General features: G+C 58.6%; 10 protein-coding genes. 9 read left to right on the top strand and 1 reads right to left on the bottom strand.

Translation table 11 applies throughout. The features are described 5' to 3' along the window. Window positions 1–336 precede the first annotated feature (336 nt). On the top strand, window positions 337–2,847 hold the full coding sequence (locus GOB81_RS12500; protein ID WP_242010249.1) for a TonB-dependent siderophore receptor: 2,511 nt from the start codon (window positions 337–339) through the stop codon (window positions 2,845–2,847). Window positions 2,848–3,098: 251 nt separating this feature from the next. Here the strand turns inward: GOB81_RS12500 and GOB81_RS12505 are convergent, their stop codons facing one another. Further along, window positions 3,099–4,001 carry a LysR family transcriptional regulator gene (locus GOB81_RS12505; protein ID WP_173570768.1) on the bottom strand — a complete coding sequence of 301 codons (903 nt, stop codon included), beginning with the start codon at window positions 3,999–4,001 and terminating at the stop codon, window positions 3,099–3,101. A gap of 254 nt (window positions 4,002–4,255) precedes the next feature. Here GOB81_RS12505 and GOB81_RS12510 point away from each other — a divergent pair, with 254 nt between their 5' ends. The 8 genes from GOB81_RS12510 (at window position 4,256) to trbL (ending at window position 13,133) form a co-directional block, all read left to right on the top strand. After that, window positions 4,256–6,256 carry a conjugal transfer protein TraG gene (locus GOB81_RS12510; RefSeq protein ID WP_173570769.1) on the top strand — a complete coding sequence of 667 codons (2,001 nt, stop codon included), beginning with the start codon at window positions 4,256–4,258 and terminating at the stop codon, window positions 6,254–6,256. After that, entirely contained in the window at window positions 6,253–6,672 is a 420-nt protein-coding gene (locus GOB81_RS12515) for a ribbon-helix-helix domain-containing protein (protein WP_173570770.1), read from the top strand. Before GOB81_RS12510 ends, GOB81_RS12515 begins: the two co-directional genes overlap by 4 nt. A gap of 311 nt (window positions 6,673–6,983) precedes the next feature. Continuing rightward, window positions 6,984–7,940 (top strand): P-type conjugative transfer ATPase TrbB, encoded by a 957-nt coding sequence (trbB, locus tag GOB81_RS12520; RefSeq protein ID WP_173570820.1) that lies wholly within the window; start codon window positions 6,984–6,986, stop codon window positions 7,938–7,940. Next, complete coding sequence (locus GOB81_RS12525; protein WP_173570771.1) at window positions 7,937–8,290, top strand: TrbC/VirB2 family protein; 354 nt, start codon at window positions 7,937–7,939, stop codon at window positions 8,288–8,290. Before trbB ends, GOB81_RS12525 begins: the two co-directional genes overlap by 4 nt. After that, entirely contained in the window at window positions 8,290–8,571 is a 282-nt protein-coding gene (locus tag GOB81_RS12530) for a VirB3 family type IV secretion system protein (RefSeq protein ID WP_173570772.1), read from the top strand. Before GOB81_RS12525 ends, GOB81_RS12530 begins: the two co-directional genes overlap by 1 nt. A gap of 13 nt (window positions 8,572–8,584) precedes the next feature. After that, window positions 8,585–11,041, top strand: a complete 2,457-nt coding sequence (trbE, locus tag GOB81_RS12535; protein WP_173570773.1) for a conjugal transfer protein TrbE — start codon at window positions 8,585–8,587, stop codon at window positions 11,039–11,041. Further along, window positions 11,038–11,772: a P-type conjugative transfer protein TrbJ gene (gene trbJ, locus GOB81_RS12540; protein WP_242010250.1), complete on the top strand. Its 735-nt coding sequence runs from the start codon at window positions 11,038–11,040 to the stop codon at window positions 11,770–11,772. The genes trbE and trbJ overlap by 4 nt, the downstream gene beginning before the upstream one ends. 5 nt (window positions 11,773–11,777) lie before the next feature. Beyond that, a complete protein-coding gene (gene trbL / locus GOB81_RS12545) occupies window positions 11,778–13,133 on the top strand; it encodes a P-type conjugative transfer protein TrbL (protein WP_173570775.1) in 1,356 nt (451 codons plus the stop codon). Window positions 13,134–13,138: the final 5 nt, after the last annotated feature.

Raw genomic sequence — 13,138 nt, forward strand, 5'->3', positions numbered from 1 at the left:
TAGAGCCATTATCGGTGGGAGACCCACTCTGAATTCTGACAACCGGTGTTCCGATATGTGACCCGCCTGCGTGAGGGGCGCGCGCATCGTCGGTCAATTGGAAAAGTTGCGCAGCGCGTCTGCCTGAAAACCTTTGTGAAACAGTCCTGTAGGCGGCGCTGATTCATAAATCGTAAAAAAAAGCAAAAATCTTCCTAAAAAACGAGCCTCCCGTGCATCTCACTACCATGACCTTCGGATGCAAATGACTTGCATTCAAAAATGCAGATGACAGGAAGAGCCACACCCATGCCTTCGCCACAGTTTCTGAGGAGACCTATCGCTGCATCCGTCCTGATGCTCGCCACCACGACCGCGTTGACCTCTTTTATCCCAACGGGTGCGCGGGCGCAGACAACACAGGCCCAGCCAAAATCCAGTTTCAGCATTTCCGCCGGTTCGCTGTCGGATGCGCTGGTGTCGTTCAGCGCACAGTCTCATATTCAGGTGACGTCCCAGACGCCGACACTGACTGGACACAAGACACCCGGACTGCACGGACAGTTTACGTCGAGCGAAGCGTTGGCGCGGCTTCTGCAGGGGAGTGGTTTGTCATATCAGCCTGTCGGAGAGAGGGCTTTTCAGATTATTCCGGCGTCTAAGGCAGCCAACATCACACTCGGTCCTGTCAAAGTTGGTGGGTTAGTTAATACGCATGAAGCCGCTATCGGAGCCGGGGTTGGCTATGTTGCTAAGTATTCGTCAGCTTCAACGAAAACAGATACTCCTTTAACAGAAATACCGAACTCGATTTACGTGATCACCAAGGATCAAATGGTCGATCAGCAATCCCAGACAGTTCAGGAAGTGCTTCGTTATATGCCCGGAATTTATAGCGAATCAACGGGCACTGCTTCTTGGGGTAGTGGATCGGTGAGGTCTCAAGGAGGAGGAGATTTTACTCAGAGAGGGTTTGCATCAACACAGTACGTCGATGGACTACTTTCCAATACTCAGGCCTCAGGTGAACCTGCTTTCCTTGATCGTGTGGAGGCACTGAATGGTCCGTCGTCGGTTATGTATGGTCAGAGTGGGGCTGGAGGGCTTATATCAATGCAATTAAAAAAACCTACTGACACTCCATTACATAACGTCACTCTCGGTTTTGGGAATTGGGGGCGCTACGAATCAACAATTGATTTGAGCGATAAAATAACAAAATCGGGTAATCTTAAGTATCGCATTGCTGCTATTGGCGTAACTCAAGGCACACAAACTGATCATATCGATTACCATCGAGTTGGCGTCCTTCCTTCAATTAAATGGGATATCGATAATAAGACAAGCCTTACGTTACTTGGAATGTATATGTATACGCCTGGAGATGGGAGCGGGAACTATTACCCGCTGTATGGTTCTCTTTTGTCCGGAAAAAATGGATATATTCCCCGGAGTAGATTTTTAGGTGATCCACAATATAATATCTCTGGGAACAAAGAAGCTAAATTTGAATATCAGTTTTTTCATAAATTCAATAAATACCTAGAATTTCAACAGAATTTTTCATACGATAATAGCCGTAGATTTTTCAACGATACATTTGGATCTGGTCTAGCCACTGATGGACAAACTTATTCGATATATGGTTGGAAAGGGAATTTGGGTGGAAATACATCTCAAATAGAAAAAACAGTTGCTCTTGATTCCCGACTGATCGCGAATTTTAATACCGGGCCTGTATCACAAACGCTTTTGATTGGTGTTGATTATCGTCATATTGATGAAGAATGGGGGCTTACCTATGATCGCAAAGCAATGACGATCAATATCTGGGATCCAATTGTATCGTCGCATCCAGATTATAGCGCGGGCAGTACAGATACTCTTGCATCGTATACTTATCCAAGTAAATTGGACCAGGTAGGAGTGTATTTTCAAGATCAAATAAAAATTAAAAAACTAACGATTACAGCTGGGGGCCGAGAAGATTGGTATGACTATGACTATCATTCGACATATTCACGTCAGTCTGTAACATTGGGCAATATCGCTTTGGAGCCTTTGGCCTCACCCATTAACCAAAATTCGCATGCTTTTACATGGCGAGCGGGCTTTACCTATAATCTTGATTTTGGTTTGACCCCATATTTTAGTTTTTCAAAATCGTTTAACCCACAGTATGGAAGCATATTAGCGGATGGGTCGGCTGCGCAACCGCTAACAGGTAATCAGTTAGAGGCTGGACTAAAATATATCATACCACATACAAATGTATTCTTAACCGCCGCTGCGTATCATATAAAAGAAAATCATGTTTTGGAAAGCTCTCCAGATGTCGTTGGTAAGGAAATAGATGGCGGTACTGCGACCTCCAAGGGGGTGGAGCTTTCCGCGCATGCAAATGTAACAAAAGATCTACGAATAACAGCATCTTATAGCTTTAATGATATGCGATATACAAGAAGTAATAATACCGTAAATAGGTATGATATATATGGTAATTCATTGGGAAAGGTTCCCTTGCAAGGGAAATATTTAAATGCATATCCACGCAACATGGTTAATATGTTTGTTGATTATACGCTTCCGCGCGATGTATTTCATGGATTAGGTGTGAATTTTGGGATACGATATATTGGATTTACATATGCTGACACAGCAAATTCTTTCAAGGTTCCGGCTCACACGCTTTTTGACGTGGGCGCACATTACGATTTCTCCAATATATTACCTTCCCTTTCTGGCCTGAAAATTTCTTTGGCGATGTCGAATCTGACCAACGAGCGGTACGTCGGGTCATGCAGTACAAATCAATGCTATTATGGACAAGCGCGGCGAGTATATGGAAATATCTCTTATAATTGGTAAAATTTTACCACCCGAAACTACGGCGAATTTCCCCTTTTAGATTCAATGGCTTGATTATCTTCCCCATGACAAACTCGTGGGGCAGAGCATCTGCAAGAAACGTGGGTTTAGCCCTGCAACATCCGTGGGGTATCCCATGTCAAATTCGTGGTGCAGGGGTATGCAGGTTTCGTGACCTCGCGCTGCAATATTCGCGATGTGATCGGCAAGATCCGGGGGCGTGGTCGCTCGTTCCTGCTGGTTGCCGTTTTTCAGGATATATCCGGATAACGCTCCCGAAGAAGATGAAGAAAGCGGGCGAGGGACGGATTGGGGTTGTCCTCCCGCCAGCACGCTACAAATTGGAGTGCGGCAGGCTGGCGGCCGTTGAGCACCTGCCGGTAGACAATATTGGTCAGACCATCTCCGGTCGCGCTTTCATAATCAATCATCACGCTGCCGTTCTCCGCCACGAACGGTTTGAGAAACTGGGTTTCCATATCGTGGCTCACGATGTTGGGTGAGCGTACGTCGACAGAGAGATGCTGACGGATGATATCCGTAATTTCCGGTCCGGGATCCTGGGTGCTGGTCAGGAAACGCTCATGCCGCAGCAGGCTCCATTCCAGTACGGGGAGTGCGGCGAGGCTATGGTCAGCCCGCAAGGCGGCAACGCAACGTTCCGACCACAACCGGAGCAGCGCGTCCCGCCATTCGAGGCCACCAGCAGTCACAATGGCGATGTCGATCTGTGCGGTCTCGACTTTCTGCAACAGGGATGCGCGACTTCCTCCCACGAATTTCCAGGGCACGCCCGGATGCCTGCGCTGGAAATCGCCGAGTGTCGCGCGGAGGTTTCCCGTCGAAACCGAGGTATAGTAGCCAATGGTCAACCGCCGCTCGGTCCGTTGCGGCCCGGTGCCGGGGCGATTGGTCAGCATGTCCACGTCCTGGACGATCTGCCGTGCGACCTGCAGGAAATCGATGCCATGAAGGGTGGGCCGTACACCTGCTCTTGTGCGGGTAAAGAGAGCGCATCCGATCACCTCCTCCAGTAATCGGATATCCTTCGAGATGGCGGCCGCCCGCACACCGGATGTGGCGGAAGCCTTGCGAAAGCTTTTGTGTTCAGCGGCCGTGAGAGCAGACCGCAGGTGGCGGATCTCGATCGTCATATAAAGTTAGATGCGCCTGCTATCTGAATTTTAAGAAGAAACCGGTGGTTCCTCGACGGGCGGCAGTCACAAGCGTGTTACAGATATTAACGGCCTCTGCGGAACATCGGCGAGGAACATCATTTTCCTGCAACCGGCATAGGGTTGCCGACATTTTTACGCCCCGTTGCGCCGGTTTGCGCACTCGCGACGTACACCATGGATTTCGGTCCTGATTGTCCTTTTCTTTCGATTGGAAACCGGGAGAAAAAGCGATGTCGGGTTCACGTATCCTCTGGGGACAGCTTCTCGTCGTGCTGGCGCTGGTTGTCCTGTCATGGTGGGTCGCCACCGAATGGGTTGCATGGAAACTGGAGTTTCAGCCCGAACTCGGCAGGCCGTGGTTCACTCTGTGCCACTATTGGCCCGTCTATGCGCCACCGCTCGTTTTCTGGTGGTGGTACGAGTTCGATGCTTATGCGCCGCAGGTTTTCGCGCGGGGCGGGTGGATTGCCGGATCAGGGGGTGTGCTGGCGTTTCTTGTCGCCGTGGCCATGTCGGTGCGTCGCGCCCGCGAGGTCAGGCGGGCTGCCACCTATGGCAGCGCGCGCTGGGCGAACGCGGAGGATCTGGAAAAATCCGGGCTGCTTGACCCCGACGGCGTCGTGCTCGGCTGTCACCGCAAGACCTATCTTCGGCATAACGGTCCCGAACATGTCCTGTGTTTTGCCCCCACACGGTCAGGTAAGGGTGTAGGTCTCGTCATTCCCACGCTCCTGACATGGCCGGGCTCGGTCATCGTGCATGACATCAAGGGCGAGAACTGGCGTGAGACGGCAGGGTTTCGGGGCACATTCAGTCGCGTCCTGCTGTTCGATCCGACCAATCCGCAGTCCGATGCCTACAATCCCCTGCTGGAAATCCGGCGCGGGGAATGGGAGGTGCGGGACGCCCAGAATATCGCCGACGTGCTGGTCGACCCCGAAGGTTCGCTGGAGCGCCGCAGTCATTGGGAAAAAACCAGTCACTCCCTGCTGGTCGGAGCGATCCTGCACGTTCTTTATGCGGAGCCCGATAAGACACTGTCCGGCGTTGGCAACCTTCTTTCCGACCCGAAGCGCCCGATTGAAACAACATTGCGGGCGATGATGTGCACGAAGCATCTGGGAAAGGAGGGACCGCATCCGGTTGTGGCCAGCGCCGCGCGCGAGCTGCTCAACAAATCTCCCAACGAGCGTTCCGGTGTTTTGTCCACGGCCATGTCTTTTCTCGGTCTGTATCGCGATCCGGTCGTGGCGAAAGTGACCTCGCGCTGCACATGGCGGATTTCCGATATCGTGCGCGACGGCAGGCCCACCTCGCTCTATCTCAGCGTGCCGCCCTCGGACATCAGCCGCACCAAGCCTCTGATCCGGCTTGTACTCAACCAGATCGGTCGTCGCCTCACGGAAGACCTGCTGGGGCAGAAGAAGAGCCATCGTCTTTTACTCATGCTGGACGAATTTCCAGCTCTTGGTCGTCTCGACTTCTTCGAAAGCGCGCTGGCCTTCATGGCGGGCTACGGCATCAAGGCCTTCCTGATCGCGCAAAGCCTCAACCAGATCGAGAAGGCATACGGGCAGAACAATTCGATCCTCGACAACTGCCATGTGCGTGTGTGTTTCGCGACCAACGATGAGCGGACCGCGCGCCGGGTATCGGATGCTCTCGGGACCGCGACCGAGGTGCGGGCGCAGAAGAACTATGCCGGACATCGCCTGTCACCCTGGCTGGGGCATCTGATGGTCTCGCGGCAGGAAAGTGCGCGCCCCCTTTTGACACCGGGCGAGATCATGCAGCTCCCACCGACCGAGGAAGTCGTCATGGCTGCGGGCACGCCGCCGGTGCGGGCGCGCAAGGCACGGTATTATACCGATCCACGCCTGCAGGAGCGTATCCTTCCGCCGCCGGCACCGCGTCCGGTTTCCGATGCCGCCCGCCCGGATGACTGGAGCGGACGGCCCGCGCCTGAGCAGATTCCACCTGAGGATGAGTCCGCTCAGGCGGACAGGGCGCAGGACGACCCTATGGGTGCGGGACAGAAGCAGGCGCACGAATTCGACGCCGCCCAGGCACAGAAGCGCTCCCGGACGAATGAGGAGCAGGAGAGGACGGAACCCGGTCCCGACCCGGATAATGCCTCTGTCCGCGCCAGGCGCGAATTCGAGGATTTGCAGAAAATGGCACGGCTGGCGGCCATGGACCGGGATGACGGCATGGAGCTGGAAGGACCATGAAACGCCCGCGCAGAAAGCAGCAGATCACGGTCTATCTCGACCCGTCTCTGGCCGAGATCCTGGGCGATCTGGCAACCCGTCGCCGACAATCGCAATCCATGCTGGTTGAGACAGCCCTTGCGGCCTTTCTGTCTCCCGAGGACGGAAAAGGGGAAGGCGCGTTGAACCGTCGGCTGGAGCGCCTTGACCGGCGCATGGGGCGCATGGAGCGCGATATCGGAATCAACGTTGAAACACTGGCGCTGTTCATCCGCTTCTGGTTGCTGACGACACCGCCATTGCCGGAGCCGACCGCAGCGGCTGCTCGTGCACAGGCCAGTGCGCGCTACGAGCAGTTCATCGAGACCCTGGCCCGGCACCTGAGCACCGGGCATCGCCTGCATCAGGATCTCGGTCGGGAAGAGCCGCCGTCCTGAAGGTTCAGAGCCGTTGCCCGTGAATCGGTTTTTCGGACGCGAGCGGCATATCCGGCGGCTCCTTAAAAACATGGTGTATGTCCGGAGCAGGATTGCCCGGGAAAAGGGAGAGTTGGCCGGGTCAAATCGACAATTCTACGCCCTGTTGCGCCCGGTTTCGCTGTCCAGAAAACGGATGTTGAAATCGGTCTGGATATGCCTCTCCTAATACATCCCGCTGGCAAGGACGCTTCGTCCTTTACCGAAATAATGCGGGCACCGTCATGTCTCCTCTTTCTTCATCGACGCCGGGCAGAACACGTGGCATCTCGATGCTGCGCACGGCGATGGGGCCGGCGATTGCCGCCCACCTGGCTGATCCGGCCGTCATTGAAGTCATGCTCAACCCGGACGGGCGGCTGTGGATCGACCGTCTGTCCGAGGGGCTCGCCGATACAGGCCAGCACGTCACACCGGCCGATGCCGAGCGGATCGTGCGGCTGGTCGCGCACCATGTCGGCGCGGAGGTGCATGAGGGTTCACCCCGCGTTTCGGCCGAACTGCCAACCGGTGAGCGTTTCGAGGGATTGCTGCCACCGGTTGTGACCGCCCCCAGCTTTGCGATCCGTAAACCCGCCGTCGCGATCTTCACGCTTGAGGATTATGTCGCCGCCGGGATCATGACCACCGGGCAGGCGGATTATCTCCGGCAGGCCATTTCCACCCGGAAAAACATTCTCGTCGCCGGTGGCACCTCGACCGGCAAGACCACGCTGGTCAATGCGCTTCTGGCCGAGGTCGCGAAAACTAATGATCGCGTCGTGCTGATCGAGGACACGCGCGAGCTGCAATGCGCGGCCCCGAACCTCATTTCGCTGCGCACCCGCGATGGTATTGTCACCCTGTCAGAACTGGTCCGTTCGGCCCTGCGCCTGCGGCCGGACCGTATTCCGATTGGCGAGGTGCGTGGCCCCGAAGCCCTCGACCTGCTCAAGGCCTGGGGCACCGGGCACCCGGGCGGCGTGGGCACGCTGCATGCCGGCACCGCGATCGGTGCCCTGCGCCGCATGGAGCAGCTGATCCAGGAAGTCGTGGTCACAGTCCCACGAGCCCTGATCGCGGAAACCATCGACGTGATTGCCGTGCTGTCGGGCCGGGGAACACAGCGCCGATTGTCCGAACTGGCCGAAATCGACGGGCTCGATCCCGGTACGGGTGATTATCGCGTCCGTCCGGTCGCCTCTTCCAATCCAGAAACATCCTTGTTCACCAAAGGAGAGTCATCATGATGCAGACTGTTTCCGTGCGCGCCGACGCGCGTGTCGATCTCCTGTTCCGGCTGCGCCTGTTTGGTGCCGCCGCACTCCTGCCGCTGTTCTTCGCGTCGTCCGCCTGGGCCTCGGGATCGAGTATGCCGTGGGAGACACCGCTCAACGAGATCCTGGAATCCGTGCAGGGACCGGTGGCGAAGATCATCTCGGTGATCATCATCACCGTGACTGGCCTGACCCTGGCGTTTGGCGAAACGAGCGGAGGGTTCAGAAAACTGATCCAGATCGTCTTTGGGCTGTCCATCGCTTTTGCCGCATCGAGCTTCTTCCTGTCGTTCTTCTCCTTCTCGGGCGGGGCACTGATCTGATGGCTCTGTTCGATCCCGAGGCCGAAGCTGTGCCGGGGTTTTACGTCCCGGTGCATCGCTCGCTCACCGATCCGATCCTGCTGGGCGGGGCGCCACGGGCCGTGGCCATCGCCAACGGCACGCTGGCCGCCGCTATAGCCCTGGGCCTGCGTCTGTGGCTGATCGGCGCCGCGTTCTGGATGGTCGGGCATGGCCTCGCGGTGTGGGGTGCGAAACGCGATCCGTTCTTCATCGAGGTGGGACGGCGGCATCTCCGCTATCCCGCCTGGCTGCGCGCGTGAGGAGGGCAGGGCGATGATGTCCCTTGGTGAATATCGCAGCCGGGCGGCCGTCCTGTCGGACTTCCTGCCCTGGGCGGCACTGGTGGAAAAGGGCGTCGTCCTGAACAAGGACGGCAGTTTCCAGCGTACTGCCAGAATACGCGGACCCGACCTCGACAGCGCCACACCCGCCGAACTGGTCGGGGTGACCGGACGGCTCAACAATGCCCTGCGCCGTCTGGGCTCCGGCTGGGCGGTGTTCGTCGAGGCGCAGCGCGTGCCAGCCACGATCTACCCCGAGAGCGACTTTCCCGACCCGGCCAGCCAGATGGTCGATCTCGAACGTCGCGAACAGTTCGAGGACGAAGGCGCGCATTTCGAGAGCCGGTATTTTCTCACCCTCGTCTGGCTGCCGCCTGCGGAATCCTCCGGTCGTGCCGAGCGCTTTCTCTATGAGGGCATGGAGCGCGATGGTCCCGATCCGCATGGCGTGCTGCGCGGGTTCATCGACCGCACCGACCGGCTTCTGTCCCTGCTCGACGGATTCATGCCCGAGGCCGCATGGCTCAATGACGCGCAGACGCTCACCTATCTGCATTCCACCATTTCCACCCGGAACCAGCGCGTGCGGGTGCCGGAAATCCCGATGCATCTCGATGCCCTGCTGGTGGACCAGCCGCTGTCGGGAGGGCTGGAGCCGAAACTCGGCGATGCGTTCCTCAAAACCCTGACCATCACGGGTTTCCCCAGCCGGACTTTTCCCGGAATTCTGGATGATCTGAACCGGCTGGCCATCCCGTATCGGTGGTCCACCCGTGCCATTCTTCTGGACAAGACGGATGCGACGAAAGTGCTCACCCGTATCAGGCGGCAATGGTTCGCCAAACGCAAGAGTATTGCCGCCATCGTGCGTGAAGTTATGACCAATGAGGCGTCGGTCCTGGTGGACAATGATGCCGCGAACAAGGCGGCGGACGCGGATCTCGCGCTCCAGTCCCTTGGCTCGGACGATGTGGGTCAGGCTTATATCACCGCGACCGTGACGGTCTGGGACGGCAGCGCCAGCATCGCGGCGGAAAAACTCCGGCTGGTGGAAAAGATCATCCAGGGCCGGGACTTTACCTGCATGACGGAAAGCCTCAACGCCGTGGAAGCGTGGCTCGGCTCGTTACCCGGCCACGTTTACGCCAATGTGCGCCAGCCGCCGGTCTCGACGCTGAACCTGGCCCATATGGTTCCGCTGTCTGCCATCTGGGCCGGACCGGAGCAGGACAGCCATTTCCGTGCGGCCCCGCTGTTTTACGGCAAGACGGCAGGGGCCACACCGTTCCGGTTCTGCCTGCATGTCGGCGACGTCGGTCACACGCTGATCGCGGGACCGACGGGGGCGGGCAAATCCGTGCTGCTGGCACTGATGGTGCTGCAGTTCCAGCGCTATGAGGGTGCGCAGGTCTTTGCCTTTGATTTCGGTGGCTCGCTGCGCGCGGCCACCCTGGCCATGGGCGGGGACTGGCACGATCTTGGGGGCGGCCTGACGGATGAGCAGGGTAGTGGGGAAGACGGTGGTCCAGTAACCAGCGGCGGCGTTTCCCTCCAGCCTCTGGCCACCATTGATGAGTCCGCCGAACGGGCCTGGGCGGCCGAATGGCTGGCGCAGATCCTTGTCCGCGAAGGCGTCAGCATTTCCCCTGAGGTCAAATCTCACCTCTGGTCAGCCCTGAACTCCCTTGCCTCGTCACCGGTTCACGAACGCACCCTGTCCGGACTGGTGGCATTGCTCCAGTCCAATGCCCTCAAACAGGCACTGGCGCCGTATTGTCTCGGCGGTCCCTATGGCCGTCTGCTGGACGCGGATGCGGAGCGTCTCGGTGACGCGGATGTCGTGGTGTTCGAGACCGAGGGGCTGATCGGTTCCGGTGCAGCGTCCGCCGTGCTCTCCTATCTGTTCCATCGCATTGAGGAGCGTCTGGACGGGCGGCCCTCAATGCTGGTCATCGATGAGGGCTGGCTGGTTCTGGACGATGGAGATTTTGCCGGACAACTGCGTGAGTGGCTCAAGACGCTTCGCAAGAAGAACGCATCCGTCGTGTTTGCCACCCAGTCGTTGTCGGACATCGCGAATAGCAAAATCGCGCCGGCCGTGGTGGAAAGCTGCCCGACCCGGATCTTCCTGCCCAACGAGCGCGCCATCGAGCCGCAGATCGCGTCGATCTACCGTGATTTCGGGCTGAACGAGCGCCAGATTTCCATCATCGCGCGCGCCGCGTCCAAACGGGAATATTACTGCCAGACCCAGCGCGGCAACCGCCTGTTCGAACTCGGGCTCGGTCCGGTGGCGCTGGCCCTGTGCGCGGCATCGGGCAAGGACGATCACAAACTGATCGATGCTGTCCTGGCCGAGCATGGTCAGGAAGGGTTCCTGCCGGCCTGGTTCGAGGCGCGCGGCGTCACATGGGCGGCGGATCTCCTGCGCGAGGGAGGTCTGTCATGAGGCGCTTTCCGATCGTTCTTGGAATGGCAGGGCTATTCCTGATCTCCATCGTTCCGGCCCACGCGCAATGGGCCGTCTTCGACAGCGCCAATTTCGGCGAGAACGTGCTTCAGGCCGCACGGGCGTTACAGCAGATCGATAACCAGATCACGTCGCTCGCCAATCAGGCGCAGATGCTGGTCAACCAGGCGAAGAACCTCGCGACCCTGCCGCTCTCCACCCTGACGACACTGCAATCGACGATTGCCCAGACGACATCCTTGCTGAACCAGGCGCAGAACATCGCCTACAGCGTGACGGCGGTCGAGCAGCAGTATCAGCAGGCGTACACGTCGATCTCGTCGTCCATGTCCGACAGCGCCCTGTTCAGTCAGGCGCAGACCCGCTGGCAGAACGCAGTGGGCGGGTTCGAGGACGCGCTGAAAATGCAGGCCCAGGCCGTGGGGAATATCAGCAGCGACAGCGCGTCCATGTCCCAGCTCGTCTCGGCCAGCCAGAGTTCGGCGGGCGCATTACAGGCCGCACAGGCGGGCAATCAGCTTCTGGCTCTCCAGTCCCGTCAGCTCTCGGACGTCATTGCCGTCCTCTCCGCCAATGGGCGCGCCACCCAGCTCCAGCAGGCACGGGAGGCTGCGGCAGAGGCAGAAGGTCAGGCGCAATACCAGCATTTTTCGCAGCATGATAGCTACACGCCCACCGCGATCACCATGTTCGGCAGCAGCGGGAACTGACGGTCATGTCCACAAATGATGTCGGCGTCATCGACACTTTTCTGAACACCTTCACCTCAACGATTGATTCCGGGTTTGGTCTGGTGAAGGGGAACGTGATCTCGCTGGCGGGAACGCTCTCGGTGCTGGATATCGTGCTGGCGGGATTGTTCTGGGCCTGGGCGGCGGACGAGGACATCATCCAGCGTCTGGTGAAGAAGACGCTGTATATCGGGTTCTTCTCGTTCCTGATCAACAATTTCGACAGCCTGTCCAAAACGGTGTTCGACAGTTTCGCCGCCCTCGGCCTCAAGGCCGGGGGCGGGACGCTCGCACTGGCCGATTTCCTGCGACCTGGGCGTCTGGCCTCCACCGGGTTCGAGGCCGCACAGCCGCTTCTTGACGCGGTGCACAATCTTCTCGGGCCGGTCGCCTTCTTTACGAATTTCGTGCAGATCCTCGTGCTCTGCCTGTCGTGGCTGATCGTGCTGGCGGCGTTCTTCATTCTGGCCGTGCAGCTGTTCGTGGCGCTGATCGAGTTCAAGCTGACCACGCTCGCCGGTTTTATCCTGATCCCGTTTGCCCTGTTCAACCGCACGGCCTTTCTGGCCGAGAAGGTGATGGGCAATGTCGTGTCGTCTGGCGTGAAGATCATGGTGCTGGCCGTGATCAGCGGGATTGCGGCCACCCTGTTCGCGCAGTTCACCACGTCCTATGGCGACACCCAGCCGACCATCGGGCAGGCGCTGTCCGTTGTTCTCGCGTCCCTCGCCATTGTGGGTCTGGCCATTTATGGCGGCAGCCTTGCCAACGGTCTGATTGCCGGTGCGCCGCAACTGGGGGCTGGTGCTGCTGTCGGCACCGGCATGGCGGTGGGTGGCATGGGGGCTGCGGCCGTAGCCGGTGTGGGTGCCGCTGTTTCCGGTGGTGGTGCCGCACTGGCGGCCACGGCCGCAGCGGCACGGGGAGGAGCCGCTGTCGCGGGTGCGGCGTCCACCGCCTACACGCTGGGCTCCGCCGGGGCCGGCGGCATGAGTGGCGTCGCATCCGGTATTGGCGGCATGGGCCGCGCGGCGGGTTCCGCTGCCGCAGGGGCGGTGAAGAGCAAAGCGGCTGGTGCGGCCAGCGCGATGAAGGACAGTTTTTCCTCGGGCAGCAAGGCGGCGTTCACCGCGACCGGTGGTCGCACAACGGGCGAGGGTGCTGCCGGGAGTGGAGCATCTGCCGGTGACGCCTCCTCGTCCAGCAGTGAACCACCGCGCTGGGCGCGCAGCATGAAGCGCCGTCAGGCCGCGACCCATGCCGCCGAGGCCGCCCATGTCATCCGCTCCGCTGATGGCGGCGGCGGATCCTCCTCGATCGATCTTTCGGAGAAAGAATGATGGCG

This window comes from Acetobacter conturbans (genome assembly GCF_011516755.1).
In the GTDB taxonomy this organism is placed as follows: Bacteria; Pseudomonadota; Alphaproteobacteria; order Acetobacterales; family Acetobacteraceae; genus Acetobacter; species Acetobacter conturbans.

Coding starts and splice junctions, on each gene's coding strand:
- GOB81_RS12500 (WP_242010249.1), top strand. CDS start 337: ATGCTCGCCACCACGACCGCGTTGACCTCTTTTATCCCAACGGGTGCG.
- GOB81_RS12505 (WP_173570768.1), bottom strand. CDS start 4,001: ATGACGATCGAGATCCGCCACCTGCGGTCTGCTCTCACGGCCGCTGAA.
- GOB81_RS12510 (WP_173570769.1), top strand. CDS start 4,256: ATGTCGGGTTCACGTATCCTCTGGGGACAGCTTCTCGTCGTGCTGGCG.
- GOB81_RS12515 (WP_173570770.1), top strand. CDS start 6,253: ATGAAACGCCCGCGCAGAAAGCAGCAGATCACGGTCTATCTCGACCCG.
- trbB (WP_173570820.1), top strand. CDS start 6,984: ATGCTGCGCACGGCGATGGGGCCGGCGATTGCCGCCCACCTGGCTGAT.
- GOB81_RS12525 (WP_173570771.1), top strand. CDS start 7,937: ATGATGCAGACTGTTTCCGTGCGCGCCGACGCGCGTGTCGATCTCCTG.
- GOB81_RS12530 (WP_173570772.1), top strand. CDS start 8,290: ATGGCTCTGTTCGATCCCGAGGCCGAAGCTGTGCCGGGGTTTTACGTC.
- trbE (WP_173570773.1), top strand. CDS start 8,585: ATGATGTCCCTTGGTGAATATCGCAGCCGGGCGGCCGTCCTGTCGGAC.
- trbJ (WP_242010250.1), top strand. CDS start 11,038: ATGAGGCGCTTTCCGATCGTTCTTGGAATGGCAGGGCTATTCCTGATC.
- trbL (WP_173570775.1), top strand. CDS start 11,778: ATGTCCACAAATGATGTCGGCGTCATCGACACTTTTCTGAACACCTTC.